The sequence below is a fragment of the Bacillus sp. XT-2 genome (assembly GCF_025696525.1).
GTDB classification, from domain to species: Bacteria; Bacillota; Bacilli; order Bacillales; family Bacillaceae; genus Bacillus; species Bacillus halotolerans.
This window is the reverse complement of record NZ_JAHVOC010000007.1, coordinates 51,712-76,572: the sequence shown is the minus strand read 5'-3', so window position 1 is coordinate 76,572 and position 24,861 is coordinate 51,712. Positions and strand designations below refer to the sequence as shown.

43 protein-coding genes and 2 pseudogenes are annotated in these 24,861 nt (G+C 34.3%); 6 read left to right on the top strand and 39 right to left on the bottom strand.

Features of this window, described 5'->3' with window-relative positions:
* Window positions 1-152: 152 nt before the first annotated feature.
* The 7 genes from KXD37_RS17305 to KXD37_RS17275 all read right to left on the bottom strand — a co-directional run bounded on the left by KXD37_RS17305 (window position 153) and on the right by KXD37_RS17275 (window position 4,848).
* A complete protein-coding gene (locus KXD37_RS17305; RefSeq protein ID WP_263463349.1) occupies window positions 153-533 on the bottom strand; it encodes a hypothetical protein in 381 nt (126 codons plus the stop codon).
* A 64-nt stretch (window positions 534-597) separates the two neighbouring features.
* On the bottom strand, window positions 598-891 hold the full coding sequence (locus KXD37_RS17300; RefSeq protein ID WP_263463348.1) for a hypothetical protein: 294 nt from the start codon (window positions 889-891) through the stop codon (window positions 598-600).
* A gap of 87 nt (window positions 892-978) precedes the next feature.
* A complete protein-coding gene (locus KXD37_RS17295; RefSeq protein WP_263463347.1) occupies window positions 979-2,739 on the bottom strand; it encodes a right-handed parallel beta-helix repeat-containing protein in 1,761 nt (586 codons plus the stop codon).
* Window positions 2,736-3,560 (bottom strand): gamma-polyglutamate hydrolase PghZ, encoded by an 825-nt coding sequence (gene pghZ / locus KXD37_RS17290; protein ID WP_263463346.1) that lies wholly within the window; start codon window positions 3,558-3,560, stop codon window positions 2,736-2,738. The genes KXD37_RS17295 and pghZ overlap by 4 nt, the downstream gene beginning before the upstream one ends.
* A gap of 98 nt (window positions 3,561-3,658) precedes the next feature.
* Window positions 3,659-4,054: a hypothetical protein gene (locus tag KXD37_RS17285; RefSeq protein WP_263463345.1), complete on the bottom strand. Its 396-nt coding sequence runs from the start codon at window positions 4,052-4,054 to the stop codon at window positions 3,659-3,661.
* A gap of 37 nt (window positions 4,055-4,091) precedes the next feature.
* A complete protein-coding gene (locus KXD37_RS17280) occupies window positions 4,092-4,562 on the bottom strand; it encodes a YopX family protein (protein ID WP_263463344.1) in 471 nt (156 codons plus the stop codon).
* Between the two features lie 64 nt (window positions 4,563-4,626).
* Window positions 4,627-4,848 carry a hypothetical protein gene (locus KXD37_RS17275; RefSeq protein WP_263463343.1) on the bottom strand — a complete coding sequence of 74 codons (222 nt, stop codon included), beginning with the start codon at window positions 4,846-4,848 and terminating at the stop codon, window positions 4,627-4,629.
* A gap of 150 nt (window positions 4,849-4,998) precedes the next feature.
* Here KXD37_RS17275 and KXD37_RS17270 point away from each other — a divergent pair, with 150 nt between their 5' ends.
* Window positions 4,999-5,811, top strand: coding sequence for an ATP-dependent DNA ligase (locus KXD37_RS17270; protein ID WP_263463342.1), 813 nt, complete (start codon window positions 4,999-5,001; stop codon window positions 5,809-5,811).
* 65 nt (window positions 5,812-5,876) lie between these two features.
* Here the strand turns inward: KXD37_RS17270 and KXD37_RS17265 are convergent, their stop codons facing one another.
* Window positions 5,877-6,290 carry a hypothetical protein gene (locus tag KXD37_RS17265; protein ID WP_263463341.1) on the bottom strand — a complete coding sequence of 138 codons (414 nt, stop codon included), beginning with the start codon at window positions 6,288-6,290 and terminating at the stop codon, window positions 5,877-5,879.
* Between the two features lie 305 nt (window positions 6,291-6,595).
* Between KXD37_RS17265 and KXD37_RS17260 the strand changes: the two are divergent.
* Window positions 6,596-6,820: pseudogene (locus KXD37_RS17260) on the top strand (hypothetical protein).
* A 3-nt stretch (window positions 6,821-6,823) separates the two neighbouring features.
* Here the strand turns inward: KXD37_RS17260 and KXD37_RS17255 are convergent.
* Window positions 6,824-7,346, bottom strand: a pseudogene (locus KXD37_RS17255) (hypothetical protein).
* Between the two features lie 120 nt (window positions 7,347-7,466).
* On the opposite strand from KXD37_RS17255, the gene KXD37_RS17245 reads away from it, so the two are divergent.
* Complete coding sequence (locus tag KXD37_RS17245) at window positions 7,467-7,841, top strand: YoqO family protein (protein ID WP_263463338.1); 375 nt, start codon at window positions 7,467-7,469, stop codon at window positions 7,839-7,841.
* Window positions 7,842-8,186: 345 nt separating this feature from the next.
* On the opposite strand, the gene KXD37_RS17240 is transcribed toward KXD37_RS17245, so the two are convergent.
* From KXD37_RS17240 to KXD37_RS17200, 9 genes are all read right to left on the bottom strand, one after another.
* Window positions 8,187-8,342 (bottom strand): hypothetical protein, encoded by a 156-nt coding sequence (locus KXD37_RS17240; RefSeq protein ID WP_263463337.1) that lies wholly within the window; start codon window positions 8,340-8,342, stop codon window positions 8,187-8,189.
* Between the two features lie 14 nt (window positions 8,343-8,356).
* A complete protein-coding gene (locus KXD37_RS17235) occupies window positions 8,357-8,572 on the bottom strand; it encodes a hypothetical protein (RefSeq protein WP_263463336.1) in 216 nt (71 codons plus the stop codon).
* Between the two features lie 411 nt (window positions 8,573-8,983).
* Window positions 8,984-9,658: an SLOG family protein gene (locus tag KXD37_RS17230; RefSeq protein WP_263463335.1), complete on the bottom strand. Its 675-nt coding sequence runs from the start codon at window positions 9,656-9,658 to the stop codon at window positions 8,984-8,986.
* 17 nt (window positions 9,659-9,675) lie between these two features.
* Window positions 9,676-9,918, bottom strand: coding sequence for a hypothetical protein (locus tag KXD37_RS17225; RefSeq protein ID WP_263463334.1), 243 nt, complete (start codon window positions 9,916-9,918; stop codon window positions 9,676-9,678).
* A gap of 40 nt (window positions 9,919-9,958) precedes the next feature.
* The gene (locus KXD37_RS17220; RefSeq protein WP_213420327.1) at window positions 9,959-10,195 is read right to left on the bottom strand and encodes a hypothetical protein; all 237 of its coding nucleotides are present in this window, start codon (window positions 10,193-10,195) and stop codon (window positions 9,959-9,961) included.
* Window positions 10,196-10,230: 35 nt separating this feature from the next.
* The gene (locus KXD37_RS17215) at window positions 10,231-10,533 is read right to left on the bottom strand and encodes a hypothetical protein (RefSeq protein WP_263463333.1); all 303 of its coding nucleotides are present in this window, start codon (window positions 10,531-10,533) and stop codon (window positions 10,231-10,233) included.
* Between the two features lie 30 nt (window positions 10,534-10,563).
* Complete coding sequence (locus KXD37_RS17210) at window positions 10,564-10,911, bottom strand: hypothetical protein (RefSeq protein ID WP_263463332.1); 348 nt, start codon at window positions 10,909-10,911, stop codon at window positions 10,564-10,566.
* A complete protein-coding gene (locus KXD37_RS17205; protein ID WP_263463331.1) occupies window positions 10,911-11,645 on the bottom strand; it encodes a hypothetical protein in 735 nt (244 codons plus the stop codon). The genes KXD37_RS17210 and KXD37_RS17205 overlap by 1 nt, the downstream gene beginning before the upstream one ends.
* A gap of 43 nt (window positions 11,646-11,688) precedes the next feature.
* A complete protein-coding gene (locus tag KXD37_RS17200) occupies window positions 11,689-12,375 on the bottom strand; it encodes a hypothetical protein (protein ID WP_263463330.1) in 687 nt (228 codons plus the stop codon).
* 319 nt (window positions 12,376-12,694) lie between these two features.
* Between KXD37_RS17200 and KXD37_RS17195 the strand changes: the two genes are divergently transcribed.
* The gene (locus tag KXD37_RS17195; protein WP_213419261.1) at window positions 12,695-12,967 is read left to right on the top strand and encodes a hypothetical protein; all 273 of its coding nucleotides are present in this window, start codon (window positions 12,695-12,697) and stop codon (window positions 12,965-12,967) included.
* Between the two features lie 142 nt (window positions 12,968-13,109).
* Here the strand turns inward: KXD37_RS17195 and KXD37_RS17190 are convergent, their stop codons facing one another.
* The 5 genes from KXD37_RS17190 to KXD37_RS17170 form a co-directional block, all read right to left on the bottom strand.
* The gene (locus tag KXD37_RS17190) at window positions 13,110-13,376 is read right to left on the bottom strand and encodes a hypothetical protein (RefSeq protein ID WP_263463329.1); all 267 of its coding nucleotides are present in this window, start codon (window positions 13,374-13,376) and stop codon (window positions 13,110-13,112) included.
* Window position 13,377: 1 nt separating this feature from the next.
* Entirely contained in the window at window positions 13,378-13,929 is a 552-nt protein-coding gene (locus KXD37_RS17185; RefSeq protein WP_263463328.1) for a dUTP diphosphatase, read from the bottom strand.
* Window positions 13,930-14,018: 89 nt separating this feature from the next.
* A complete protein-coding gene (locus KXD37_RS17180; RefSeq protein WP_119996858.1) occupies window positions 14,019-14,213 on the bottom strand; it encodes a hypothetical protein in 195 nt (64 codons plus the stop codon).
* Between the two features lie 111 nt (window positions 14,214-14,324).
* Complete coding sequence (locus KXD37_RS17175; RefSeq protein ID WP_119996859.1) at window positions 14,325-14,522, bottom strand: hypothetical protein; 198 nt, start codon at window positions 14,520-14,522, stop codon at window positions 14,325-14,327.
* A 68-nt stretch (window positions 14,523-14,590) separates the two neighbouring features.
* Window positions 14,591-14,809 (bottom strand): YopT family protein, encoded by a 219-nt coding sequence (locus tag KXD37_RS17170; protein WP_071578959.1) that lies wholly within the window; start codon window positions 14,807-14,809, stop codon window positions 14,591-14,593.
* A gap of 182 nt (window positions 14,810-14,991) precedes the next feature.
* Between KXD37_RS17170 and KXD37_RS17165 the strand changes: the two genes are divergently transcribed.
* A complete protein-coding gene (locus KXD37_RS17165; protein ID WP_004399410.1) occupies window positions 14,992-15,216 on the top strand; it encodes a helix-turn-helix domain-containing protein in 225 nt (74 codons plus the stop codon).
* A 187-nt stretch (window positions 15,217-15,403) separates the two neighbouring features.
* Here the strand turns inward: KXD37_RS17165 and KXD37_RS17160 are convergent, their stop codons facing one another.
* From KXD37_RS17160 to KXD37_RS17095, 14 genes are all read right to left on the bottom strand, one after another.
* A complete protein-coding gene (locus tag KXD37_RS17160; protein ID WP_263463327.1) occupies window positions 15,404-16,381 on the bottom strand; it encodes a hypothetical protein in 978 nt (325 codons plus the stop codon).
* A 23-nt stretch (window positions 16,382-16,404) separates the two neighbouring features.
* Window positions 16,405-17,787 (bottom strand): DNA sulfur modification protein DndB, encoded by a 1,383-nt coding sequence (locus KXD37_RS17155; RefSeq protein ID WP_254517580.1) that lies wholly within the window; start codon window positions 17,785-17,787, stop codon window positions 16,405-16,407.
* A gap of 106 nt (window positions 17,788-17,893) precedes the next feature.
* Complete coding sequence (locus KXD37_RS17150) at window positions 17,894-18,970, bottom strand: tyrosine-type recombinase/integrase (protein ID WP_263463326.1); 1,077 nt, start codon at window positions 18,968-18,970, stop codon at window positions 17,894-17,896.
* Window positions 18,960-19,172 carry a helix-turn-helix domain-containing protein gene (locus KXD37_RS17145; RefSeq protein WP_263463325.1) on the bottom strand — a complete coding sequence of 71 codons (213 nt, stop codon included), beginning with the start codon at window positions 19,170-19,172 and terminating at the stop codon, window positions 18,960-18,962. The genes KXD37_RS17150 and KXD37_RS17145 overlap by 11 nt, the downstream gene beginning before the upstream one ends.
* A gap of 48 nt (window positions 19,173-19,220) precedes the next feature.
* Window positions 19,221-19,538, bottom strand: coding sequence for a hypothetical protein (locus tag KXD37_RS17140; RefSeq protein WP_263463324.1), 318 nt, complete (start codon window positions 19,536-19,538; stop codon window positions 19,221-19,223).
* 2 nt (window positions 19,539-19,540) lie between these two features.
* A complete protein-coding gene (locus tag KXD37_RS17135; protein WP_004399418.1) occupies window positions 19,541-19,741 on the bottom strand; it encodes a hypothetical protein in 201 nt (66 codons plus the stop codon).
* A gap of 329 nt (window positions 19,742-20,070) precedes the next feature.
* Window positions 20,071-20,196: a lysogeny pheromone peptide AimP gene (gene aimP, locus KXD37_RS17130; RefSeq protein WP_009967508.1), complete on the bottom strand. Its 126-nt coding sequence runs from the start codon at window positions 20,194-20,196 to the stop codon at window positions 20,071-20,073.
* Window positions 20,197-20,209: 13 nt separating this feature from the next.
* Window positions 20,210-21,370 (bottom strand): AimR family lysis-lysogeny pheromone receptor, encoded by a 1,161-nt coding sequence (locus KXD37_RS17125; RefSeq protein WP_263463323.1) that lies wholly within the window; start codon window positions 21,368-21,370, stop codon window positions 20,210-20,212.
* A 160-nt stretch (window positions 21,371-21,530) separates the two neighbouring features.
* The gene (locus tag KXD37_RS17120; protein WP_263463322.1) at window positions 21,531-21,848 is read right to left on the bottom strand and encodes a hypothetical protein; all 318 of its coding nucleotides are present in this window, start codon (window positions 21,846-21,848) and stop codon (window positions 21,531-21,533) included.
* A gap of 104 nt (window positions 21,849-21,952) precedes the next feature.
* A complete protein-coding gene (locus tag KXD37_RS17115; RefSeq protein WP_263463321.1) occupies window positions 21,953-22,144 on the bottom strand; it encodes a hypothetical protein in 192 nt (63 codons plus the stop codon).
* A 27-nt stretch (window positions 22,145-22,171) separates the two neighbouring features.
* The gene (locus tag KXD37_RS17110; RefSeq protein WP_263463320.1) at window positions 22,172-22,504 is read right to left on the bottom strand and encodes a hypothetical protein; all 333 of its coding nucleotides are present in this window, start codon (window positions 22,502-22,504) and stop codon (window positions 22,172-22,174) included.
* 112 nt (window positions 22,505-22,616) lie between these two features.
* Window positions 22,617-22,751, bottom strand: a complete 135-nt coding sequence (locus KXD37_RS17105) for a hypothetical protein (RefSeq protein ID WP_263463319.1) — start codon at window positions 22,749-22,751, stop codon at window positions 22,617-22,619.
* Window positions 22,752-22,762: 11 nt separating this feature from the next.
* Entirely contained in the window at window positions 22,763-22,978 is a 216-nt protein-coding gene (locus KXD37_RS17100) for a hypothetical protein (RefSeq protein ID WP_263463318.1), read from the bottom strand.
* Window positions 22,979-22,981: 3 nt separating this feature from the next.
* Window positions 22,982-23,233: a hypothetical protein gene (locus KXD37_RS17095; protein WP_263463317.1), complete on the bottom strand. Its 252-nt coding sequence runs from the start codon at window positions 23,231-23,233 to the stop codon at window positions 22,982-22,984.
* A 70-nt stretch (window positions 23,234-23,303) separates the two neighbouring features.
* Here KXD37_RS17095 and KXD37_RS17090 point away from each other — a divergent pair, with 70 nt between their 5' ends.
* On the top strand, window positions 23,304-23,483 hold the full coding sequence (locus tag KXD37_RS17090) for a hypothetical protein (RefSeq protein WP_263463316.1): 180 nt from the start codon (window positions 23,304-23,306) through the stop codon (window positions 23,481-23,483).
* Window positions 23,484-23,511: 28 nt separating this feature from the next.
* On the opposite strand, the gene KXD37_RS17085 is transcribed toward KXD37_RS17090, so the two are convergent.
* Together KXD37_RS17085 and KXD37_RS17080 are read right to left on the bottom strand one after the other, a co-directional pair.
* The gene (locus KXD37_RS17085; RefSeq protein WP_075747637.1) at window positions 23,512-23,700 is read right to left on the bottom strand and encodes a hypothetical protein; all 189 of its coding nucleotides are present in this window, start codon (window positions 23,698-23,700) and stop codon (window positions 23,512-23,514) included.
* Window positions 23,697-24,818, bottom strand: coding sequence for a helix-turn-helix domain-containing protein (locus KXD37_RS17080; RefSeq protein ID WP_263463315.1), 1,122 nt, complete (start codon window positions 24,816-24,818; stop codon window positions 23,697-23,699). The genes KXD37_RS17085 and KXD37_RS17080 overlap by 4 nt, the downstream gene beginning before the upstream one ends.
* Window positions 24,819-24,861: the final 43 nt, after the last annotated feature.

Sequence of the window (24,861 nt, the reverse complement as noted above, 5' to 3'; positions counted from 1 at the left end):
CTCCTAGAGCTGATGCTGGTCAGCCTCCGCCTCTAACTTCTATAGTAGCTCATCCTCCAATAATATTAATCACTTTTTTAACCCCCAAAAAACCATTTTATTTAATACTCTCCCTTAGGATTAAAGAGAATTATATCATGGATTTATAATATTTAAACAATTTCACTCCATAACCATACATCCATTGTTTGCATTGTAAATCCGTCGGGTAGCTGCTTCATTTTCACATTTACATTGTATCTTCTGCCGGTTGTTTTATGTACAATAGCCAGTTTTTCTCCATTAAAGAAACGTACAATGGCCTCATCAAATGCAATTGGTTGATTAACCACGTATCCCTCTTTTAATGCTCTGATAAACAAATAAGGGTCATTTTTATATAATTCGTAAAGAATGTTAGCATATTGTTCGTTCTTGTCCCTAAGTAGTTCAAAATTAATCAACGGTATGTATAAGTCTTTCTCAGATAAATTTAATTTGTTTCTAAAGTATTTAATTGCTTCATCTTGCTCTTTAGAAATGATGTTTGACATTCAGTTAACCCCTTTGTCCGTATGATAACTGGGCTAATCTTAGACTAGCCCAGCTTGACTCTAGTTAAAATTCCACCAGACCATCATTCTTAGCCCCTTCTGCTATTAAACTATATGCAGCCAGAAGATGCTCTTTGATTTTCTTTTTTGTTTCTTCCCCGAAAGCATCAAAACCAACTTTAACATCGCTTGAGTAATTAATTTTCCTATTCCCTACTTGAGCTACATTTTCCTTTTTAATTTCAGCAATAAAATATGCATTTGCTAGAGTTTTTCCTAAATACTCCTCTGTAAATGGATCATAATCATCAAAAACCTCATACCGTATTTCTCCGATTCTAAGCTTCTGTTCACTCATACTCTCATCCCCTGTTTTGTAATTTTTGGTACTGCTAAATTATATACCAAATCACAAAAGGGAACAAGTGTTCTTATGTGTGCTTTTTTATTTATAATCGATTACTGTATCATCTAATGCTAATCTAGGTGTGCCGCTGTCGTATGTATTATGTATTAAAGTTGTACTGGAAGCATTAAACGTTGCATATGGATGCGAAAGTACTTTTGTACCAATGCCTTGAACATCATTCCTAATTAAACGTACCTTATTTGTTCCGTTCAAATATATTCCATAGCCTTGATCTGACTCTCTGTTAAACATGATTTCATTTCCTCTTAACATATGATCAGAACCACCTATTAAGTGGATTGCAATGATTGCTTTGCAATTATATATCTGGTTATCACTTATTCTGATATTGTACATATCAGCTGCCCCCATAATTGCAACATTTCTTGGTTCAAATATCTCGTTTCTTGTCAGGAAGACTTCTGAATCTTTATCCCAATATATTCCGTAACCTTTTCCACTTAATAAGAAATCATTTTGCTTAATTCTGATGGACTGTGACCTTTCACAATATAGACCTCCATATAGATTGGAGAACTTATTGTTTATAAAGGTGACATCATTAGAATCCATCACTTTAATCGCATATGCTGAGGTTGTCCCTTTCCCTTTATTATTGCTTACTTTAATATCTGATGAATTCCTCACCTGGATCTGAATACAATCGCTGTCCTGTATTCTGTTGTTTGAAATGGTAACATCTTCGGCCATATGTGTTGCTATTGCACAATTTGAAGCGTTCTTTACGGTATTATTATCAATCGATACCCCTTTCCCTCTAATCATCATGCCTATTTTAAACCCTTGAATATTGTTATCAGTAATTTGAATTCTGTTGCCAGTCTCAGTGCTCGAAACGCCTACAGAGTCTATTCCATACTCTTTAGACTCCCCTTCATTTATTACCTTGTTACCCTTAATACTCACATCTGTACTGTAGCCATATGAAATAACATTGTCACAGTAGTTATCTTTGATGGAAACTTTACCGCTTGTATGAGCAGTAACCGAACCACGACCATTTTTTCTAAACCTGCAATCCGATATCGTTAACTCATAAGGATGATCATACTTTCTTCCGTTTTCTCCGTAGCCCTCTAAATCAATACCTAGTTGAGGGCCAATTGTATCTCCTCCAGCTTCCTCTATATCACAGTCTTCAACCAATAACCCTTCACAACCGTTAGTAGCTAAATTGTTCCGTCTCCCTCTTTTCAGTTCACATTTTCTTACGGTCACACTTTTGGAAGGTGTATAAGCCATCCCTGGATAATTCATCATTCCGTGTGCTGCAATCCAAATGTTGTCTCCTATACAATCTGAGATTTTTACATTTTCAATCAAAACGTTTTTGCTCCCATGAACATGTATTCCGAATCCCCATTCATGTGTTTTTCTATCGGTATCAATTAGAGAATAATCATGTTGATATCGATCACCTATAATACGACCTCCTCTAATTATTACGTTCTCTGCAAGCCCAATATAAAAACAAGAATAGCCTTGATACCCATTAGGATTTACTTGAAATACTGCTTCTGGATCTAAAAGGAGCTCCATATTTGATGGGATTTTAATTCCCCCGCCTACTTCAGGATTGCGTTGATTTAATGTATTTACTGAATCAATAATAAAATTCCCTTTTGGAATTTCAACAATAGGAAAGTTGTTCTCTGATGCATATATAAGAGCTTCATTAAATCCTTTAGTTGTTTCAATTGGATTCGAGTTAAATGCATTTATTCCCCACTGATCAAAGTCAACATAGTATCGTATGGATTTATTCAACAATGTCATGGTGCTACACCAGCCATACAATACACATTTTCATTAATGAATTTAGTTAGAACAGCAATATAGTCATAAAAAACTTGATTCTGCGTTCCATTCCGTCCAGCTAGTGTAAAAGTATTAAACATTTCTCTTCGTTGTTCAGTGCTTATTTCAAGTTGAATACTCATACCAGTACTATTTTTATTAGCAATGTTCTGTTCATTTGTACCGGCTAAACGGGACCCTTCAGGCAGCAATTCTGCAGAAAAGCCTGCATCGGTAAGTAATGATGTGATCTTTTCCGCTTTTTCTCTGTCTGTCCCACCAACTAAAGTGTGTTTCTTACTTGATGCATACCCATGAATTGAGATTGTTAAATCATGCTTACTCAATAAATCTAAAGCTTGAGGTTCATCAAAATTCGTACTTGTAATATGCAACTCAGAAGCTCCTGGTATCCTTAAACCTTCAAATAGATAGGCAGAGTAAGACTTACTTAATTCTCTTGCAAGCTCACTAGTCCCTCCTTCAATACCTCCACCATGGGGAGCCAGAATAAGCACTCTCCTGTCAACATCGGTAGTTAGAATGTTATAGCTCAAAGGTGACTCATTTTCTTTCAACTCTTTAAAATTACTATACTTATCTGCAGCTAGAACTGAACTGGGATTACATAACGCAAACAATGAAGTAGCTAGGATTGGAAAAGACTTCTTGTCTGTGATATACTTATATAGCTTCGCGAATCCGCGGAGTGTGCGGTAGAGAAGGACTGGCCCGCCAAAGCTTGCCTTCTCTGCCCCCTTAACTCTTTTTTCTACTATTCTGTTTTTAAACTTTAACAATCAACAACTCTCCTTAAATAGGTTTATTTTTATTTTTTACTTTCATCTTATAAGCAATCACATTAGTACCACCCCCTTCTCCGAATAAAAAATTACTTTTATGCAGACTCAATACTGATGCCAGTATCTTTTAACAATTCAATTTGTTCACTTGGAATATCCGCTTTCACCATACTCCACCCGACTAAGGTCATTCCGTAATAAAGATCGGTTAATTCAACTTCATCATTCAACTCACCTTTTAATCGAATCATTCGATCTTTATATTTTTCATGACCAACAATATCAAAGCTCTGATTATAAATTGCATATGTTTTACCATCTGCTTCGTTGTCTTGATATGGGGTATAGACTGCCCTGCCGTCAGACAGGCTTGGATCAGTTTTCAACCATTCATATACTTCTTCATCAGATTGAGCAAGCACATATGTAAAGATGCCCCGCTCACTTCCCTTGGGTGCAAAGTGCTCTAGCATAATTTCATATAAGTTCATTTCATTACCTCCCTGGACTCTGGTTGAAATATCGTTTTTATTTAGATTCTATAAGCTCTGAATCTTCATAGATGTTCCCAGCGACTTCAAAGTTATTAGTAAAATCTAATGGTGCAAAAATATCTTCTTCTCGTCCTTTTTGATGCTTTTTAGTTTCATAAGTAAACCAAGCACTCTTAAAGTCAACTACTCCAAACTGTGAAAATCCTTCGATAATGTCAAAGTCAATAATGCCTCCACCGCTATCACGATTAGGGACATGTTCATTCTCTTCCCACACACGGAGAATATCCCCCTCATAAATCTTCCTACCGTTCTTGTCCTTTAATCCGGTGTATTGCCCGACTGTTTCCGGTCTCACTTTGTAGGCAAATGGAACACCAGCTTTATTAGAGATATAAGAACCAGGATCAATGCCCATGCTTTTTATTTTTTGTTTAATGATTGATAGATTATCGTAATACCATTCACCGTTGATACCCATTCCTCGAAACTTAATTTCCCTCATTGTACAGCCTCCATTTAATTTTATTTTTATCTTTATAAAATCTCTGTTTTATCAAGATTTCTGTTCACTTACTTCTTCTAATTTTGTTTTTATCTAACAAATCAATTATGTAAGTCTCATACATGTCATCCCAATAAGGATCTGTTCTTGCTATGTATTTCTTTACTCTTCCGTTCTCCTCAATCTTAAAGGTTTGCCCCTTTTGAATATCAGTGAACTTTTTCTTTCTCCAAATTCCCCTGATCAACACTTCAACTTCTTTAGCCTCTACTGTTTGCTGCATCACATTCCTCCTTTTTGATTTTCGTGTATCAAGCCTGAAGATAACTATTCTCTTTAGAATGACAGCAAAATCGAATCCCATTAAGTACCAGTGCTATTTTGCTTTATATATCACCTTCGCTTAGCTAATATGTTCTAAGTAGGAGGTGATATTTTGTTTGTATCGCCAATGTTATTGCATTCGATAAAAGAACCATTTGAGGACGAGGACTATATCACTGAGCTCAAATTTGATGGAATCAGACTCATTCTTTCTAAATTTGATAACCAGATTAAGTTATACACTCGTCACAACAACGAAGTAACAAGCAAGTTTCCTGAACTCTTGGATTTAGATATCCCAGATGGAACAGTACTTGATGGTGAAGTCATTGTAGCTGCCCCAGGTGGCGCTCCTGACTTTGAGGCTGTAATGGAACGTTTCATGTCCAAAAAATCAGCCCATAAGATCGTTTACTGTATCTTTGATGTTATCTACAAAGACGGTCAGCCGATTGCAGCTAAGCCGCTCACAGAGCGTAAGACAGTTCTGAACTCCCTTGAGCTAAATCATCCTAATGTCTTTGTAATCGAAGGAATTCAAGGTAACGGACTAGCTTACTTTAACCTGGCCAAAGAAAAGAACTTAGAGGGCATCGTACTCAAGAAAGCTGACTCCTCTTATGAGATCAATAAACGTTCGCATAATTGGTTGAAAGTGATCAATTACGATTACACTGAGGTTCTCATAACCGGCTACACCAAGAAGGATATAAAATTCCTTCTGTCTTATCCTGACGGCACTGCAGCTGGGTTTATGGAATTCATGCCCCATGCAGAACGCGGCAAATTTCATTCTATGAAACAAGTACAGTCTGAATCTGAAGAATATGTATTTATTGAGCCTATATTATGTAAGGTTAAGCACAGATTTAAGACTAAGCACGGTAAACTCCGCATTCCTTCCTTCGAATCCTGGAGAGTGTAATCTCTCCGTTACATAGCTCCTTAGAGCCTAGCTTTTAAAATCCGAGTGAAAATTTAGTACATTGATCAATAAGTTATCATCCAATCATCGAAGCTATAAGGATAATCAACACTCTCTATAAACCCTATTTCTTTTGCCTTCTGACGGATTTTCATACATCCTTCATAGCTGTAAGCCCATATTTCTTTATAATCCCTCAGTTCGCCGCATTTCCCTGTTATAATGAACTTTCTAAAACTGTTGACCAGTTGCCACATGTTGCCCCCATGGGAAAAGCCGTTTGGACTCCCGTATCCCATTTCATACGGATAAACGTCATCACCCGTGTAATCATCAACGAAGAACAGTTTTTTCTTAAACCTGAAATACGCTATACGATCCTTTGACTTGCGGTAGAATGTCCGATGATCAATGCTTGCAATAAGCTTTATCAAGTCATTAATATCATTCATGCGTTTTATTTGCTCTTGATTTGGCACTTTGGTTGCCTCCTTCCTATAAAATAAATATTTTATTTTGATTTTAATTTGATCACCAATCCAGCCCTAAATCGTCCATAATACTTGTCATTGCCTCATCCTCTTCTTCTGTCAATCCGTATTCAGCAAGCCTGTTTAAATAATCTTCTCGTTCTTGTTTAATCATTTATTCCACCTCAATTTTTTATATTTTTTCAATTCTTTTTTGATTTTCATATTACTTTTCACTCTTTTATTAATAGAGGCGTGTCTTACGCATGCCATCTAAAAGAGAAAGGGCATTTTTGTCTCGGAGGTGAAAGGTATTGAAATTTCTTATGGATCTTTTCACAAATTGGACTTTTGATAAAGTCATGGATTATTCACTAGCTGCTGTAATATGGTATGTATTCAAGTCCAAGTCAAAGCAGAATGAGTATCCCGATGACTTTGAGGAAAGACGCCGCTATAGAGATTAACATCCCCTTCTGCGATCGTTATCGGATTTGTTTATAATTTCGATAACGATCCATCCTTATATGTTTAGTTAAAAACTATCTTTTATTTAAAGTCTCTATTGATTTCCAATCAAACGATTCAAGTATGTTAAGCAACCGCTCAACTTTCGGTGCTCTCCAAGCTGTCATTGCGTAAGTATGTGCTTCAGAAGTGTAATGATGCTTATTCAATTTGATGTGTCTCTTCGCTTCTTCTTTGGTCAAAAACATTGTATCCGGTCGTACAATGTGAACCTTTCTTTCTGGAATTAATTCTGCTTCTTCATCAATGTATTTTTGAATCCACTCAATAGGATCGTCAAAGTCTTCCTTTTTCAACTCTGTTAAAGCTTCCTTAGACAGCGTACTATCTTCTTTTATTTCTTCTAGATAATCATCTAAAAACATATGATTCTGCAATATATGGCAGGTATACAGAATAGCGTTCTGCGTTTTCTTCCCGAGCTTCAACCCATTCATAATCACCGACTGTCCAAAACCGCGGCGCAGCTTGACTGTCGATGTCTTGAGTTCTCAACTCATTCTGCAACTCTTTTAAAAACTGAATATCTTGATTCATTGGTTTCCCCCTAATCTAATTAAAATCACGATTTTAATTTAACTTTAATGTGTACCATCTTGAGGAAATCCCCTTTAATTGGTAAACTCATACCTAACTTACATAAGAGTGGGTGATCCCTTGAGTAAAACAATCGGTATTACTGGATTTTTCATCAGCATAGTAGTGCAATCATTTTCGGCGAATGATTCGCTATCCCACAAGATCGCTACGGGTTTATTATTTTTATCAATAGCAATTTATAATTTTGACCATGCTAAAGATTATTCTAAAGCATCCCTTGTCGTAATATGCCTTTCCTTTTTCATACTTGCCTTGGGTATTCATAAGCTTCTTTCCTTTTCCAGTGACCTATTTGACAATGTGAATATAAATTTCGGAGTAATATTCATCCTTCAAATTACATTAATAATTGGATCTGTTGCAATAGCTATCAGTATAATGAAATTTATCTGTGATCGTCTAAAAAAGAAATCTAACGGTAAAGAGTGTTAATTCCTCTTTGCCTTTTTTATGCTAAACGTTTCTTTCTGTGCAGTCTTTAACGATTTCAACATCACTATCTGATAACCTTAAATCTCTTCTCTATAGATGAGCAGCGCTGTATTATGAGTTCGACCAGTATTAAAGGAATTGTATTTTATATCAACTACCTCAATTGACTCTGATCTTATGAAGCCATTTATTAATCTATCAATTTCAACCCATTCTCCGTTGCAATATTCATCTTGGAATAGCCTTGTTTTAATCATTATTTAAATCCTTTCTTTCTTTAATTCCTTTCTTTCTTTAATTCCTTTCTTTCATCAATTTCATAACTAACTCATTGTCGACTTCATTTTAGACTAATGCTTTTTCTTTCTGTCTTTCGATCAACTTTCGAGAAAATTTTTGAGTTCTTATTTTGCGTTTCTCCTCAAGTATCTCTCTTTCGTTGGCTTCTAACATCTTCTTCAGACATAGATTCTTCCTAATAAGCTCCTTCATTCTGTCCATTTTCTCATCCCCTTTTAAGCAAGATATTTCTTTCTATGCGGTCTTTTATGTATGAAATCAAATGCTAAATCAACTTTCTTCGGTTTCATTTCCCCTGTTTCTCGTTGCGCAACAACAATTAGTTGGCCATTTTCCTGACGATCAATGCTCTGGACTGAATATCCTTTAGCAGCGTAATACTCACCTATAATTTCATCAACGTGGTTGCTATGCAGATTCGTCTTTATCATTCAAATAACCTCCACTTATTTTATTTTTATTCTTTATACGTTTATATGTATTCCATTCGCAGCTGTCAAATATGCTTATGTCCGCTCCAAGGTGACATTTATACCAAACTAAGTTAAACCAGGCTGTTTCGATTATGTATCTGATGTACCCTATCCCTTTGTCCTCCATTCTGCATAAAGCAATCCTTTTATTGTGATTCTGTGATCTTAATTAGAAATCTCATCCTTTCCTTCTTTGTTCTTGTTGAATTGTAGCTTTCCCTTAAAAAGTCCTGAAACCTGTGAAATGGGATAGGTTTTAAACCAAGATTTCTCACTTGATTACAATAACCCCCATAGTATTCTTGCTCATATCCTCTCTGTTCAGATCTGTAGTTAAAAAAATTCAATGCTTTATTACCTCCCGCTGGGTTATTGAGGTGTATATGATACATCTAATTCAAAATCACATTTTGGATGCAGCCTCCAAATTTGATGTCCTAAGTATGTTTTCCTAGCGTAATTCAGACAGTTCCTTGTCCCACTTTTACTTCCGTCATAAACAGCTACTATTGCTTCACTATGATCAATCATGTATTCATTTCGTTTCTGCATCTTAGCTGGCGAAAACTCACCTGGTACAGCTTCACTAACTTTATATTTATCTAATTCTTCAACATTGATAATCTCATCTGACACATCAAGCATACGTTTGTACCACATCTTTTGTTCTGCAGACCACACTCTATCTTGTTCTTTGAATGGTGTAGCAATTATGTTTTTGATATGTGGGTATTTCTTCTTTAGAATATGTACACACCAGCAAGCAGCCTGATCAGTTCCTAACGCTCCTCCAGTTATAAACCTAGACTTCTCTTCTTTTATGATTAACTCCTCAATCACTTCAAGCAGCTTATCTTTGAGTTTGAGCATTGTGGGATTTTTCATATCATAGCCACCCAATTTATTTGGTCTGTGACCGGTAAAGCAAACTGTCTTCTTTCTCAGTGTTTCTTGTTCTTCTTGTATTCTTTCACGTTCTTTTTCCTCTTCAAGCCATTGCTTTTTCCATTCTGGATCCCTCAGTTTCGCAAAATCAATCGCCATGATGCATTTTCACCATCCTATAAACAAATCTTTTGTAGCTGATCATCTAGTTTTCTAAACAACTGCTGAACCTTATCAAGCTTTTCATCTTCAAAAATAATGGCATCTTCTTTAAGAACTGCAGCTTTTGATAAAGGAGTGTTTGAATCATGTTGTACACTATGAGCTATCCCGCCTTTATTTAATACATCGTAATACATACCTATCTTATCCCTGTACCAGTAGCTTGCGTCTGAACATTTCATTATCCTTAATTTCATTAACTTTCACCTCTCATTTCCGTTAAAACAGTCTTTTTATTCAGTGTAAGAATGCTTGACAGACCCACTTGTCTACACCATCATAAATTTCAACTTCGCAGTGTTCTCCATTTTCATATTTCCAAGCTCCTTGATATTCATCATTAAGTACATCAAATTCTTTATTTTCTTCATCAATTACTTGTGAATCTGTTAGCTCACACATATAATCTCCAAACTGGACAACGACCGCTTCCAAAGTTTTGTTTCTGTCATATATCACACGGATATCTTTCACTTTAAAACAGCTCCTTTTTCTTTAAAACTTCAATTTTATTCAATCACTTCAGATAAATGCTCTTCCTGAATTATTGTTTCTCCCTTTGTATCTAGTATTTGAATTTGCAAAAGTGAAGGTAAATATGAAGAAGACTCATTTTCCATGTCAATTAATGAAGATATTTTTTCAATTTTCTCGTTTAAATTTGCTTTTACTTGTTTCTCTATCTTCATGTGAACATAATCCCTATGTTTTGTAAGATATTCTATTCTGTCCTCACATAATCTAAGCTCTTCTCTGGCCTCCGAAAGCAGGAAATTTAATGCAACTTGTGTCCTTGTTTGATACTTTCTCATATAGCTCCTCTTTTCATTAAAATTTTACTTTTATCCAAACTGCTTTCTCCAAGGGACATTGCCCACAACACTGTGATCAAGCATTTCTTCGCAACTTTTACACAGAGTTGATTTAGTTATCGTCATATGGAATGAGTCCCACTTACCACAACAATGACACGTCTTATCAAAGGCTGCTGTCTCCTGTTGTTTTTCCCTTTCAAAGCCGGTGCCAGTTAACAATAAGCCGTTACTATAAAGGTAGTTCTGTCTTACTTCTGCTTGTACACTCCATGGGTATATTCGCTTCTTTAAGTACCTTTGCAATAATGACTTGCTTTGGTTACTTCCGATCTTCATGAATTCTCTATTTTCAGTAAGGTCAACTGTTCTTTTCATCACTTCGTCCTTTTGAACAGCTTTTTAAACCAACTTTTCTTTTCGTTAACCACTGCAAATCCGGGGTTATTCATCCTAAACCCATTTGCTATCTTGTCCATGTTGTTTAACTGTATCTTCAATTGCTCGATATCTTGGGGTGTATTGATGGTCATTGCAATATTGGATTCTTTTGCTTCCTGTACTTCGGAAATCATCTTATCTAAAGTGAGATCGCAATATTCATCTTCCCAGTCACCTATGAAATAAAAACGTTCAATCAAAGTACCACTCGATTCATCTTGAAAAGTGCCAAATAGAATTGGATCTTTATCTCTTCGTTCTTTTTCGACTTGCCTTTCAACCTTCCCCGTATAATCTGTAAACACCACGTAAAAACGATCCAATTTGTCTTTCACTTTGCTGTATTTGATGATGACATCATCAGGGATTTCACGTTCGTAATTTTCAAGCTCAATAATTTTGACTGTATCTTTTGCAATGTTATCTATGTATTCTTCAATATCATCTCGATAAACAAACGTATCAATACCAAGCTTTACAATCTCCCTTTCTTTTTCAATTGACTCTAAGTGGAATATCAGTTTCTTTGCAGCTTTAATTTGATTGGTTTGCTTATATTTATTGAGTAATACCAAGCAATTGTCGTAATACCTTTGAAGCTCTTTGTCTGTAACCTTATTTTTCTTTGATTTAATCATGTCAAAATATTGATTTGGTTGTAACATTTCCATCTTTCCACTCCTTTACTAATCTAATTCCCTCATTTCCTCCCTATCAAAAAATTTCACTAAATAAAAAGTGCTCATCTTTAAATCCATAGGTTTCACTGAATAGCATATTGCCGTACCTATCATCATTGTCTGACCAATGTTTAATTCTGTCGGAAACTTCCACGAAGCGTTTCAATCCTGTAGCATCTACAACTATATAAACAAACCAGTAATCAGACTTCCTAGTTGCACATCCGGAAAGTTTAAAAAATTCACTAACTTTTTCTGAGTTAAAGTCCTTTCTCCATCCTTTAGAAACTTTCCATTCACGCTCAAAGGCCATTATAATCTGGTTCTCCTTAAATGGTTGCTTATTGAAATCGGCTGATTCTTTAGTAAAACCCTTAGCAACGATTTTATCTCTTTCATACCTTTGAGTCTTAGCATGTTTTAATGGGATATCTTTTAATTGAGCAAGGTCTGTTTTTTGAAGCTCCTCTTTGCTAATAAATGAAATAACCTTCCCGTTTTTCAAAACCACATTCGGCATATATTCTGTTTTACAGTTTGAGCACCGCTCGTTAAACCAATCATCTTCGACATATAAACCTTCTGGCGCTCCTGAAACAACATCCCCCAACTCATAATCTAATAGTAAGCATTCACCCCATTTAAACTGAATTTCTGTTTTCTGTTGATTTTTACAATTAGGACATTTAATTTGACCAATAAAGCTATCAAACATTCCCATTCAATCACCATCCTTTTTTAAATAAAATGCATCTTTTATCTAGACTGAAACCTCAATTACTCAAAGTCCATCGTTATTTTACTTCAATACTTCATTCGGTAGCATCGTCCCACACTCGTAAATATCCATATGCCATAGTTCCAATTGGCCTTCGCTGCAGATGGGTCAAAGAATATTTTCCTTCACTCCGCGCCCTCCTTATCTTCTTCCGCTACTAATTCCCATATAAGTTAAATAAATTTTTACATGGATTATATTTGAATATATAGTATTATTAAACTTGTAAGACTATTATCCCTAACGAAAAGGAGCATCAATCATGCAAATTAAAAAAGTAATTGCAAGTTCAGTTCTATCACTCGCTTTGCTAGTTTCTTCATCTGCTTTTTTTACTGCTCAAGCAGAAGCTGCTAGCCCTAATGAAACATGGAAGCATTGTACTTCAGAAATATTTGGCCCATACTCTTCTAGAAATGCAATACCGGCTATTTATAACGACGGTACCTATAATTGGTACTTAAAAGGTGCGAAAACTTACTCAGGTATTTGGTATGGTGCATTTGAACGTTGTTGGTACTCAACACCTGTATGAGTGCTGACTTTTAAAGAGGGAATCTTCCCTCTTTTATATTTTCACAACAAGCTCTCGTCAATGATCAGCACCATTTCTTCTTCATTAGTTAAATCCTAAATCACTTCTTCATCGGGTTAATTTCGTTCATTGTGCATCCTCCTTATTTCAAACCTTTCTTTATTTCTGACGGAGCCTTACTTGATTTCACAACGGAAATGTGTTCCCCCGCTTCATCGCCAACCAGACTTAATTCGATTTTTCTTTCGGGAATGAGTTTCCCTGTCCATTGTTCTAGTGCGATAAAAGCGCAATGTTCTTGTCCTCGTCTACACAATTCTTCCGCAATAACATCGAAAGCTTCTTGCAATGTGATTTCCCGATTGAACCCTTTTTTCTTCTTGAGTCTTGCTGTTTTTGGTTTTCTCATTTCAATACCCCTCCTGCTGCCGCTGATGATTGACAGCGTTTTTCTCCATGTACGCAGCTTCAATTTGTTCATGGGTTAATCCAAACATTTTACCTAGACCGATAAAACCCGCAAAAAACTCATCGTAAGTATCAAATAACTTTTCTTCAAACCAATCTTCATGTATTGCTTTATATAAGTCCGAAGCATATCCAAACAAGTGGTTAAACTGGTTTACAATAGTGAAGTCAGTCCACTTCCCTAAATTTTCGTGTGCATATCCAATTCGGTTCCCAATGCTCAAGATAAAATGCAGGCAGTCCACGTATTCCTCAAGCAGTGGATTTTTATAATATTCTTTTGCAGTCTGTCCCTTTTTATCTATTACACAAATTCTAGGTTCTCTGTCATTGCTCCAATGCTTAAAGCCGCGCCATTCATTTGCACACTCGGCCAGCTCCACCTGTAAAGCGAGAATAAGATTTGGCAGCAAGTCCTGACCTTCCAGCCCCTTCTCTTTGATAATCCGTTCATCAAGCGCCTTTTGCATTTCGAACATTTTTTGTAGATTCAAGCTATTCCCTCCTAAAATATAAGTCTGAATAAAACTTACATTTTATACACTAATTTTAATTTTGTGATCTGAGTGAACAATTACAACGTTCAATATGTACCTACTTCTTTACTCTTACTCACTTCTTCTCTTAACATATCTTCAGCTATATACATCCCCTCGTAAGCATAATCGATTATTGAGTGAAATTCTCCGATAACCCTTCGTAAATTTTTCTCTTCTTTGTATGCTTGTAATCGCAAAACCGCTTTTGTTAATTTATCGAGTTTTTCATCAAGCAACATAGCTCTCTTTATCATCTCCTATATACATATTATTTGTATTTGAATAAACTATAACCCATCATTTAATATCTGTCAATTAGATTCGGCCAATTTATGTGACCGAATCTAATTTTAATCTGAGAACATAAAGATCAATTCATTGATGTCATCCCTCAGCTTAACGAGGCTTTGTGGCGTAATTGAAATTGTAATATCTAATTTCTCTCCCTTGAAGCCAAGTAGGAATTGATAATGTTCTGAAGTCAGCAATTTTTTTGTGAGTCTTAGACTAACCTCTTTGTAATTATCTTGATCAACAAATATATTCAAAACAATACCTTCATTCTCCTCTTGCTGCTGATTACATTATGTTTAATGGAGTCTTTCTTTTTTTATTTTTACTCAGGCAATTCTTCTGTATTTGTTATTTCATATTCCATATCATTTAATTTAAAATTCTCAACTGATCCGTCAGCTTTTAAAAACGAGACTTCTTTAGACAAAAGTAAATTTTCACAAATCCTGGCTACCAATGTTTCAGAGACTTCTGGACTATCTGCTTTGTTTTTGAGTACAATTTCCAGACTCAGTGCAATATTGTTTAAATAACCTGCCATCCTCATTCTCCTATGTTCAATTTTCTGTGATAAACCCTTAAGACGCCAAGGGAACGTGCGTTCTGTTTTGTATAATCATTATACATAGAAAGTAGGTGTTATGCTAGTGGTTATTTATCGGCTTCGTATGGTATGATATGTATTATGTCTTTCCATAACAGAACGCAGGAGGATGTCCGATTATGATTAAAGTTGAGATCGGGCAATGCTTGATACCTGAACTATGTAGAAAGAAAGACATTACAATCAATGAACTTTCAGAGATAACTGGGATCAAGAAACAGCAGCTGAGCGACTATAATCGGTTGGTTAAAGTAGACATGTCTATTAGAACTGCAAAAAGAATTGCTGCTGCTTTAGATTGTAATGTCGAAGACCTCTATGAATTCAAGGTTGAAAGGCATTGAAACGACTAAGACTTTGGTCTTGGTCTCCTCCTTAGTAAACCATATGGTTTACATGACCATCTTACTACATTTAAACATGTATTTAAAGTGATTATTTTGTCTATTTTTGTCGAAATGCGAATTTTTTCACAATTTTTGAGATAAAAGAAAAATCCATTTAACCAAAATAGTCAAATGGATTTCTTATTTAAATGGTCGTCTCTTTTAGACCTAGTTCTTCTGCGTAATATTTATTAACTTCTTCCTCATTAATATAATCTTGCATTGAATAAACTGCTCGATATTTGGATTTCACTCTTAAATTAAAGTCATCTAAAATCTGATACCTTACAGAGTTATCAATAACCCCTTTTTCTTTATAAAGCTGATATGCTCTATACAAATGACCAGATCTAACAATAGTGTTTGGTGTTAAAAAGTTAATTTTAAAGAACTCAGATATATCAGTAATTAGATTAGTTATGACAAATTTGCTTGCTTGGCCGTCTCCTTTGTTGGACGTTCTTTTTGTTTTAACTACATAATCATTTTCAACTAAAAAGACTTCTTTTGTTTGGCCTTTTGCCTTCCCATTCTTTAATTTATATTTAGTTTCCTGAGCTGCATTTAAGGCAATAACAAGACATTCACTACTTACTTTTAGTTTTCGTTCACCGTGTTTTGAATCATGCAGGGTTAAAACGTTACCGTTTAGCATCGCATCCTCAACTTGCTTTTTCGTTAAACTTAGCAATTCAGAATGAGCTAAACCTGAAACCCCTTCAAACAACAGCCTTAATACAGCCTTTGATTGATAATTAACTAATTGACTTTCCATTTCTTCTAATTCACTATAAGTAATATATAATTTTTTATCCCCAAGACACTCATAAAGCTCTTCTTCTGAAATAGTTCTTGCTAAATTGGTTAATCCTTTACTTAACTTATATGAAATTGCCCAATCAATATACAATGACAATAATGCTAAGGTTCTCCGAACACTACCGATAGTGGTTTGATCGAATGATCGTATTAGCTCTAAAATTTGCATTGATGTGAAATCATAAATGTCTTTATTATATAAAGTCTCAGTAATCTCTGCTTTAGCAAAAATAGGCCTCATCTGCAAAACCATACCCTCAGATAAGGTATCTATATATTTTTCCTTAATCTCACTATTGAACATTGCAGCAAACAACTCCTAAGTAATTACTCGTCTATTTTTAAATTGTTAAAGAAATTCCATATCTTTTGTGGTGACTTAGCGTTCCCATTCTTGTCTACTACACCTAGTTCATCCCACAACTTATTTTTCTTACTAAAGTCTATAGAGCCTAAAACATCAGTAATCTTACTTTCCAAATCCTCCAGACTTACCCCATCTAATTGCAATTTCTTAGCTAATCCCACATATCCATTAAAGAACAAATAGTTGTTTACAAAACTCCTCTTCCGTTCTTTTGCTATATCACCTAAGAACTCATCTACAAATTGTGTAGCTAAAGCATCAAAGAAAGATGTAAGGTATCTTGCAGTTTTTAATATGTCTGCCTGAGTAGAAAAATCTTTTTTAGAATAGCTTCTTTCAATTGCCTTTTTGAAGTCAGAAAAAGTTATAAGCAAGTTCTGATTTTGATTTATCCAGTCTCCATTTGTCTTTATATAATCACCAATTATGCTATTATCCTGAATAAACTTAACAATTTTGTTTGAATAAACATTTTGGCTCATCTCGGCAACTTTAGATTTTTTGACTGGGTTTATTGTGTTTTGTTGCCCAAAATGCTCTCTCGCCCTTTTTTGAGTGTAGTTATAGATGTCTACTTTAAAGGTTTCTTCAAACAAATGATCTAACTCAGGGTGCTGTCTTATAGCCATAGTAATACCTATTAGCCGGTGATACCCGTCTAAAACGTCTAGAATGGTGTCTTCAGTCACTGTAAGCGACATAGTATCGTCATCATATATTAATTCTTCGCCACCACTTGCGCTTCCAACACGTGCATTAAACGTAAAAACTGATTTAATTAATTTCCCCTCTAAGAACAGTTCCTTTATTTCTTCAACCGATTGTTTATTGAGCTGCGGTACAGGTATCTCAATATCTGATCCCTCTAGTTTTTTCGTTTTGTTTGTTCTTTGAGCATTAGGATTATAGTGCAATAACTTATTTTCAAATAGCATAAACAACTCTTTAGCAGTGATTGGGAAGAAATAATTATCATCCGAGTACTTTACAACTTGTTTGAATGTATACGGAAATTTTATATCTTCCTCCACAGATCCTTCCCATAAAGTTTCAATTTCTCTCATATCCGTTTCTGTGAAGTAATTTCGTGGATTAAACCTTTCACTTTCAAGAACTGAGTATAGTGACTTGGCTAAAAAGTACATATATTCTTTAGAAATTTCGACTTCTGGATTTTCTATATCGTAAATTAATTTTTGTGTTGTCCCTGGAGCAATTTTATTTTTAGCCATCTCTAATTGAATATCGTTAATAAATGATCTTATGTGTTTATTTTTCGAGATAGCATCTTTCATTTCTGAAAGCAGTTTCTCATTTGCAGACTGATCAAAGATCACTGTCATATAGCCTTTCACCTCATGTCATGTTGCTAAATTTAAAGTTACCAAAGGCAATCTGGTTAATCAAGAAGAATTATCATTTGAACTGAGTAATATGCCGAAAAAATGATTATCGCTCATTTACATGCTTTATAAACTTTTTTAATGTAAAAAGATCAGTGTTTTCAAAAAAACTAATAAAATCCTCTTTAGTTGCTTCATATAGTGGATTTAAATCAATTTTTTCATCCATTGTTACACCAGCAGAGTTCGCTATGTTAATCTTTCTGCTCATATATCTCTCTGTTGTTAATGTGTTTTTATGATTTCCTTGTTCTTTTGCTGCAAGTAAATCGTGACCAGAATTCTCATAGACATAGTCAATTCCTACACCCTTAAATGAGTGTAAGACTAATTCTCTTTCAGGAGGTATACCCATCCTTTTTTTCGACCTTTTCAATGAGTGTCGTAAAGATTGTTCCGAAAGCCCCTTAAAAACCAATTCAGTTTCACTGTCATCCTCTTCCTTCAGCTGCAACAATTCCTCATAAAATACCTGGTTAATGCCTGTAGACACAACCTGAGATCCTTTATCAATAACTGTTACTATATAATGGCCTGTACTTTCATCATGCTGTATGTCGCTCCATCTTACGCGCAAAATCGCACTTACACGAAAAGAAGTTCTTATGGCGAATTTAACAAACAGCTTTTTCATTAAAGGCTTTTGCCTTTCATTTATATACATATCCTGGGCAATTCTTTCCGCTTCTGTCTGGGTTGTTTTATCCCAGTTTTTAGTTACTGTTTTAAGCCTTTCGACAGTATTAAACACCGACAAATCAATATAGTCCTTATAATCATGCTCCAAATATGTATAGAGCATCTTAAGGGAGGTCATTTTTCTGTTAATACTATTATTAACTAATCCCTTTTCCTGAAGATACTTAACATAGTTGCTTAATTCACTTTTAGTTACAACTAAATCATGGGGAACTAAACTTTTGACATCTTTCCCTTTAATCACACTAAAGAACTGCTTAATATCCCCTTCATAATTCTTTCTTGTGTTAGACACTCTTGTAGTTGATGAAGGCATCATATAGTTAGAATTCCCTGAGCTACTTCTTATATCTTTATTGATTAAAAAGCCTTCGATATCATCGTAAACAGCATAATTTTTTAATTGTTTAACTTTATTTTGCATTATCTTCTCCTCCTTTCTCATCCAATAACTCATCAATAGAGAAATTCAATACCAGAGCGATAAGCTTTATGGTTGTAACATCTGATTCATCTGACATTTCAATGATTTTGTTTAATGTCTGAATATCAATCATTGTTTCCCTCGACAATTCCTCTATTGTGATGCCACGTTTGACCATTAGCTGTTTTATTCGCTCTGACATGTCAACCTCCTATTTTTTATGTATACTATAGACTGCAGTGCGTATATGTTATGGTTGATAAATAAACTCTTCAAATTCAATTGCAATGTGTCGTTTTAAATTCTTAACAAATTGTATTAGGGATCTAAAATGTGGATTATTTTCAATGCTTCTTTTTAATCCATCTCCACCTAATAATACTCTATTTAGATCTTTTAATAATGCTGCTATCTCTATTTTTGCACCATGTAGATCATCTTCAGTTTTTGCATGAACAATCATATTCCTTATGTTTAGTACACTCTCTATGTAAGTTTGTTTCGCATTTAAAACAAATTCGGCATCAATATCTTTATGATTTGTAGACCTAAGTTCTACAACATGCATTATTAATCCTCCTTGTACTCACTTAACAATTTCATGTATCCTTTAGTTAGTTGTTTTCGAACATTTTCATTCTTCATTATTTTTGACTTTTCAATGCTTTTTTCATGAAAAAACAAATCATTTTTAACTAAGCTTTCAACTTTCTTTTGGTAAATGGTTTTATGCATTGTCATACTGTTTTTCAAGTAACTAATTGCGGACATACCACCAACCTCCTATATACATATTTTTTATCTTTTACATCTATAGCAATTGTAATGCATTACAAAAGGGAAGTAAAGATTTTTTTAACGACAAATAGCACATTCTACGCAATTTTTTTTGCGAATGTGCTGCTTTGTAATGCATTACATTTTGAATTAGGGTGTATGTACTTGAAGTTGATCACTAGATGTTATAAAAACTTAATATTTAAGTGATGGCCTTAAAACTACAAAAGACGCTTAGCTCAAAAGAGCCAAACGTCTTCCTTTTCTCTGATTAATTTAATTAAGTAAATGATAATACTAATAACTTTATGTGTCAATGGATTTTATGCTCCACGTGGCATTCCAGCAACCTCATAATCACCTGAAGCTTGTTGGATTGAAGAATCTGCACTTATGTAAGAAGTGCCTAGTGCGCCCAAGATAACTAAAGCCATAATAAGTTTTTTCATTGTCTCACCTCCTTTAAAGTAAAAGTAGTTCTAAAAGTTTTTGATTTTCACCCATCTTTTGCAGTTCTAACAACGGCAGCCTAATAAGGAATTTGTCATTAGACTTTTTAAAATACTCGATTGAAGAATAGAAACTTGCTTTATTTTGTTCGAGCCTCCCTTTCAAATAATGATGCATTGCAAGCTCATTATCGTTATGACGTAAACGATCTAGTTTATCCAAAACTTCTTTTGCTTTGGAATTTTCATTAAAGTTGATAAAACAATGAGCTTGCTCCTGCAAATCTATAATTGACTCAGATTCAAAATTAATCCACTTATTTTCTTTGCGCCATACATTATTTAAGAAGCACAAAGCCTGCTGGAAAATCATGTTGTAATTTTCATTTTGAACAGAAACGCCTAGCCCTTTTAAAAAGTTTTCTTGAGCCAATTCATAATTCGAAAATAAAAGAGAGTTACCAATTGTTAAGTAGCTGAAAACCTGAAATCTCTGGATATTTGTACTTTCTAATGCCATTTCAGAGTACTCTCTGCACTCCTCTAATGAATTTTCATTTAGCTTTATATTAGACATTAGAACATGAACTCTTGTTTGATATGTATTTCTAATGTACATGTTTTCAGAAATCTCACTTAGGTCAATTTGTTTTATTAGTTGGGCCATCGGAGAAAAGTTACCAGTGCTTAAATAATGATAAAGCAGCAAGAGTCTTGAGAAAGAATTCATTTCAGGTGTCTTAATATTTAATTTACCGAGTCTTTTCACTGCCTCAAATTCAGTAATATCACAGTTAGACAGTTCTCTATGTATTTTATACACTTTTCCATATTCTTTACTTTTCATATTACTGCAAGAAATCATTGAATCTATTAAAACATCTTCTATTTCAAAAAACATATTTGCATCAGCGTACTCCAATGCACTTCTTGCTGCCTTTGTCTTAACATCTAGGTTTAAACAGTAATCTTTCATTAATTCATATTCACGGTCTGGATACTGACTTTTAACAATGTTGACTATTGAAGAAAATTCATTAAAAGTTTTCCCATCATGGTTTAAGAAGTCATAAAGAGGATTGGGGTTTTTAAGGCCAGCTACTGTTGCCCATTTATTCATTAAAGAGTTGTCATTTTCCAAGTCTTTCTTCATAGCTATCCTTATTAACTCCATTATTTCCCCTCATTTCTTTTTGTTGTCTTTATTGGTTAACTTAATAATACTATAGATCACATTACGAGTCAATTACTTTGTACATATTTTTTGTATTTGTATTCTCTTTAAAATTCCTATTTTATTGAAACTGCCTTCTCAGTTGAGAAGGCATTGTTGACTACAGCATCTCTGCATAGCTAACCCCATCTATCTTCCCAAATTCAACTTTTTCAGGAAGAAGATTCACACCGCGTTTTTTAAAATCTATAGTGGATAACACCCAAGAAGTCAAATCTTCTGGTAATAACCTTGCTGTTGGATCACCTGCTTCATCCTCAATAGTAGCCAATGGATGTGTGCCAATAAAACCGACAGACAACACAGTATATACCCTTCCGGTTTCAGAATCGTTCTTTAAATTTGGTATATCTAATTTTTTATTTTTATTAATATCGCTAAAAATTTTAGCTCCAGCCCCATTTACAATATAGCTCACAATTTATTCCCCTCTCTTTTCAGATAGCTTTCCAATTCGATTAGCAAATTTCTCGTAGTAAATACTTAAGCTATTATGGATGTGATCCGAAGAGTCTACACCAATTAACGAGGATTTTTTTGCATTTTCATCATTTCTTTTAACATAAGGCGTTTTGAGTCTGCAATGTTGACCTCATCTGAATAATTCCCCTGCTCCAGGTCAGTTAACGCTTTTTCCATTAAAATGATTGCCAATCCAATATCATTTAGGCCTTTGTCATTCAATTCATTTACTAATTCTTGTACTCTTGTCAATTTAATTACCCCCGTTTTTTCAAAAATCTATTCGCCTTTTTCTTCTTTGTGTCTACAATAAGAACATAAACCATCTTCATAAATATATACTGCACCAAGCATCTCTTCCCATGGGATTTTTTCGTAGTCTCTACGACATTGTGAAACGTAATTCACCTCCCCAACTCCATGTTTTAAAAAAACATACCATTGTTTTTCTGTTAGATTCTCAGCCCCTTGCTTAAGTATTTGCCTCGCAATCCCTAACGCAGCTGAATCTTCAATCAATTCATTATCTAGAACTTCTTTTAAATAATACTGAAACATCTCAATGTCTTTTAATATACGCAATTTAAGTTCCTGAATTTCAGCTTTTTCCACTGTAGTTCCCCCCCCCTATAAACTTCATTTTTTTGTTATTTGCGTGTTTATCAGTATACGTTTAACAAATTAGTAAGGTTTCAAGCAATTCTTCTATTGAAGCAATTCTTCTTCATTTAAGCCTCTTCCATTCAACACACTCAAACCGCTTCTGATACAAGTCTTCAAGTATAGCAGCCCATTCAATCCAACCTTCAGCAACAATGCTCTTCTTTTCCCCACCTTCAATCCACTCTATCCAATACACATGAACACTCCTTACCGAGTCACAACTTGAATTTCCCTTACCTCACATTGCACATTACACTTCGTTTTAAGCTCACTTGCTACTTCAATGACTTCTAACATATTATGCATTTTAGAAGCTTCATGGAGGTTGCTAGATGTCAAATAACCGCTCTCATCTAATTTAAATGCTTTAAAGTATTCCTTGTTTTCAAACTGCAGTACATAAAAATAATCAAGCAAGGACATAAATCAACCTCTTTTAAATAATTTTGTAATCCTCATTGCTAATGGCAGCAAACCAATTAACATGAAAAAAGCAATAACGTTAAGTTTATTTTTGAAAAACAGGCTGGCCAAATTCCTTTCCATGCCCGCTGTTGTTTCTTTATCCATGAGTTCTTTAAACTCTTCGTCATAGACCTGATCAACAAAAATAAACTTAATGCCAGTCAATAATCCAACTCCAAGCCAGATAATTAAAAAATAAGCTAATCCAATCATTTGTTCCCTCCCTATATCGAACGTAATTTGGTATTCTTGAGTATGTTGAATAAATTATGTAGGTGATCTTGTGGAAGAGAAATACGAAACAAACGGGTATGATACTTCAATCGTTTTTGATTATAAAGAATATCCTGATGTAAAATACGGCCGCTGCGACAATTGTGATTACACTTTGTTCAAAAGCTCTGTGAAGAGTGGAATATTCTTGCGGGAATGCCGGCGATGCGGTATGAAAAAGAGCATTTAGTTTAATGCTCTTTTTGTTTAAATTATAATCATAAGAAAAAGCTTCTGTTTGATTTAAAGAAACGCACGTATCCATTTTTGTAATCTTTATCATAATGTTCGGTAATTGAAATCAGGGCTTTTTCAAAAGAATCTTCTAAGTTTTGCACAGATGTATTAACTAGCACACTTCCGTTCTCTTTAAATTCATTCAACAACTCTTCAATTTTTTCTCTCATACATTAATCAACCTTTCATTTCCTTTTGCTCTAAACTCCTTAAACATTTGTTTTAATACTTTAGCAGTGGCAAAGCGTCTTTGATGAACTTTGTTATCGATTTTATGATTGTTATTATTTGCATGCTTTAACTTACTTTTGAAATCATCTTGTTTATCCTGCACAAATTCTAAGAACTTTTCCTTTTCTTCTTCATTTTTAAATATTAAAACTACTTCTAAAAAATTTCTGCAAGCAATCATTCCATCTTCACTTTGTTCATCTATAAAGAAATTATGTAAATTGTATAAAAGGTCTCCTATAATAAAATATTTAAAATCATATATATCATCGAACCCAAACTTAATATATTCCCACTCAGGTGAAGGAGTCATATATTTGCCCCCATCTAACGTAACTAACTGTATTTCCTTAAGAACTGTACCATTCACTATAAGTTCAGCTTGTTGAGTTGTAGTATGTTCATTATACACAGCATAAGAATAGAACTCTGTTATTGTCTCTCTTGGAGAATCGGTGTATTTATACCTTAATTCATACTCAGGACTATAAGTATAGTAGTATCCATAATCATTGTATTCCCAAGAAAGTTTGTCTTTCAAGAGTTGATTAAACCGTTCTAACCCTGTTTTATTCAAACCAAATCTCTTTCTCCATAAAGTTTCTATTACAGAAATTGTAGAGTTTTGGTCAATTGGAGTATTACTGTCACCAGTTCTTGTGTAAATAAAACCCGATTTTACTTTTTTGTAATCCTTTTTTAAAAAATAAGGCACTTTAATTGAATTAGGTATTATTAAAACGTCAATTGTTTTCCCTCTTAACTTTAACGATCTTAAAAATACGTTAGGTCTATCACCGGAAAAATTTAAATTTCTAAGCATATCTATAATGTTGGCTTGTTGTTTTCTCTCATGCTCATCCAAACCTTTAAGTTCACCCGAATCGGAAACTCCAACTATTATAAAACAATCTTTGTCGTGAACTGTATTTGCAAAACATAGAATATCATGTACCAATTTCCCATTATCAGTATGCCATTTTTCTTTAAAATCCCAGTATTCTCCTTCATACCCTAAACTCAACAACCTGTTTATCTTATTTTCTAATTTCTCCATCATAATTTCTCCCTATCTGTATCGTTAAAGGAATGATTTTTGG

What these genes read in the sequence shown, in the direction of transcription:
- KXD37_RS17305 (WP_263463349.1), bottom strand. Translation starts at nt 533, where the DNA reads ATGTCAAACATCATTTCTAAAGAGCAAGATGAAGCAATTAAATACTTT.
- KXD37_RS17300 (WP_263463348.1), bottom strand. Translation starts at nt 891, where the DNA reads ATGAGTGAACAGAAGCTTAGAATCGGAGAAATACGGTATGAGGTTTTT.
- KXD37_RS17295 (WP_263463347.1), bottom strand. Translation starts at nt 2,739, where the DNA reads ATGACATTGTTGAATAAATCCATACGATACTATGTTGACTTTGATCAG.
- KXD37_RS17285 (WP_263463345.1), bottom strand. Translation starts at nt 4,054, where the DNA reads ATGAACTTATATGAAATTATGCTAGAGCACTTTGCACCCAAGGGAAGT.
- KXD37_RS17280 (WP_263463344.1), bottom strand. Translation starts at nt 4,562, where the DNA reads ATGAGGGAAATTAAGTTTCGAGGAATGGGTATCAACGGTGAATGGTAT.
- KXD37_RS17240 (WP_263463337.1), bottom strand. Translation starts at nt 8,342, where the DNA reads ATGGACAGAATGAAGGAGCTTATTAGGAAGAATCTATGTCTGAAGAAG.
- KXD37_RS17235 (WP_263463336.1), bottom strand. Translation starts at nt 8,572, where the DNA reads ATGATAAAGACGAATCTGCATAGCAACCACGTTGATGAAATTATAGGT.
- KXD37_RS17230 (WP_263463335.1), bottom strand. Translation starts at nt 9,658, where the DNA reads ATGGCGATTGATTTTGCGAAACTGAGGGATCCAGAATGGAAAAAGCAA.
- KXD37_RS17225 (WP_263463334.1), bottom strand. Translation starts at nt 9,918, where the DNA reads ATGAAATTAAGGATAATGAAATGTTCAGACGCAAGCTACTGGTACAGG.
- KXD37_RS17215 (WP_263463333.1), bottom strand. Translation starts at nt 10,533, where the DNA reads ATGAGAAAGTATCAAACAAGGACACAAGTTGCATTAAATTTCCTGCTT.
- KXD37_RS17210 (WP_263463332.1), bottom strand. Translation starts at nt 10,911, where the DNA reads ATGAAAAGAACAGTTGACCTTACTGAAAATAGAGAATTCATGAAGATC.
- KXD37_RS17205 (WP_263463331.1), bottom strand. Translation starts at nt 11,645, where the DNA reads ATGGAAATGTTACAACCAAATCAATATTTTGACATGATTAAATCAAAG.
- KXD37_RS17200 (WP_263463330.1), bottom strand. Translation starts at nt 12,375, where the DNA reads ATGGGAATGTTTGATAGCTTTATTGGTCAAATTAAATGTCCTAATTGT.
- KXD37_RS17195 (WP_213419261.1), top strand. Translation starts at nt 12,695, where the DNA reads ATGCAAATTAAAAAAGTAATTGCAAGTTCAGTTCTATCACTCGCTTTG.
- KXD37_RS17190 (WP_263463329.1), bottom strand. Translation starts at nt 13,376, where the DNA reads ATGAGAAAACCAAAAACAGCAAGACTCAAGAAGAAAAAAGGGTTCAAT.
- KXD37_RS17180 (WP_119996858.1), bottom strand. Translation starts at nt 14,213, where the DNA reads ATGTTGCTTGATGAAAAACTCGATAAATTAACAAAAGCGGTTTTGCGA.
- KXD37_RS17170 (WP_071578959.1), bottom strand. Translation starts at nt 14,809, where the DNA reads ATGGCAGGTTATTTAAACAATATTGCACTGAGTCTGGAAATTGTACTC.
- KXD37_RS17165 (WP_004399410.1), top strand. Translation starts at nt 14,992, where the DNA reads ATGATTAAAGTTGAGATCGGGCAATGCTTGATACCTGAACTATGTAGA.
- KXD37_RS17160 (WP_263463327.1), bottom strand. Translation starts at nt 16,381, where the DNA reads ATGTTCAATAGTGAGATTAAGGAAAAATATATAGATACCTTATCTGAG.
- KXD37_RS17155 (WP_254517580.1), bottom strand. Translation starts at nt 17,787, where the DNA reads ATGACAGTGATCTTTGATCAGTCTGCAAATGAGAAACTGCTTTCAGAA.
- KXD37_RS17150 (WP_263463326.1), bottom strand. Translation starts at nt 18,970, where the DNA reads ATGCAAAATAAAGTTAAACAATTAAAAAATTATGCTGTTTACGATGAT.
- KXD37_RS17145 (WP_263463325.1), bottom strand. Translation starts at nt 19,172, where the DNA reads ATGTCAGAGCGAATAAAACAGCTAATGGTCAAACGTGGCATCACAATA.
- KXD37_RS17140 (WP_263463324.1), bottom strand. Translation starts at nt 19,538, where the DNA reads ATGCATGTTGTAGAACTTAGGTCTACAAATCATAAAGATATTGATGCC.
- KXD37_RS17135 (WP_004399418.1), bottom strand. Translation starts at nt 19,741, where the DNA reads ATGTCCGCAATTAGTTACTTGAAAAACAGTATGACAATGCATAAAACC.
- aimP (WP_009967508.1), bottom strand. Translation starts at nt 20,196, where the DNA reads ATGAAAAAACTTATTATGGCTTTAGTTATCTTGGGCGCACTAGGCACT.
- KXD37_RS17125 (WP_263463323.1), bottom strand. Translation starts at nt 21,370, where the DNA reads ATGGAGTTAATAAGGATAGCTATGAAGAAAGACTTGGAAAATGACAAC.
- KXD37_RS17100 (WP_263463318.1), bottom strand. Translation starts at nt 22,978, where the DNA reads ATGTCCTTGCTTGATTATTTTTATGTACTGCAGTTTGAAAACAAGGAA.
- KXD37_RS17095 (WP_263463317.1), bottom strand. Translation starts at nt 23,233, where the DNA reads ATGATTGGATTAGCTTATTTTTTAATTATCTGGCTTGGAGTTGGATTA.
- KXD37_RS17085 (WP_075747637.1), bottom strand. Translation starts at nt 23,700, where the DNA reads ATGAGAGAAAAAATTGAAGAGTTGTTGAATGAATTTAAAGAGAACGGA.
- KXD37_RS17080 (WP_263463315.1), bottom strand. Translation starts at nt 24,818, where the DNA reads ATGGAGAAATTAGAAAATAAGATAAACAGGTTGTTGAGTTTAGGGTAT.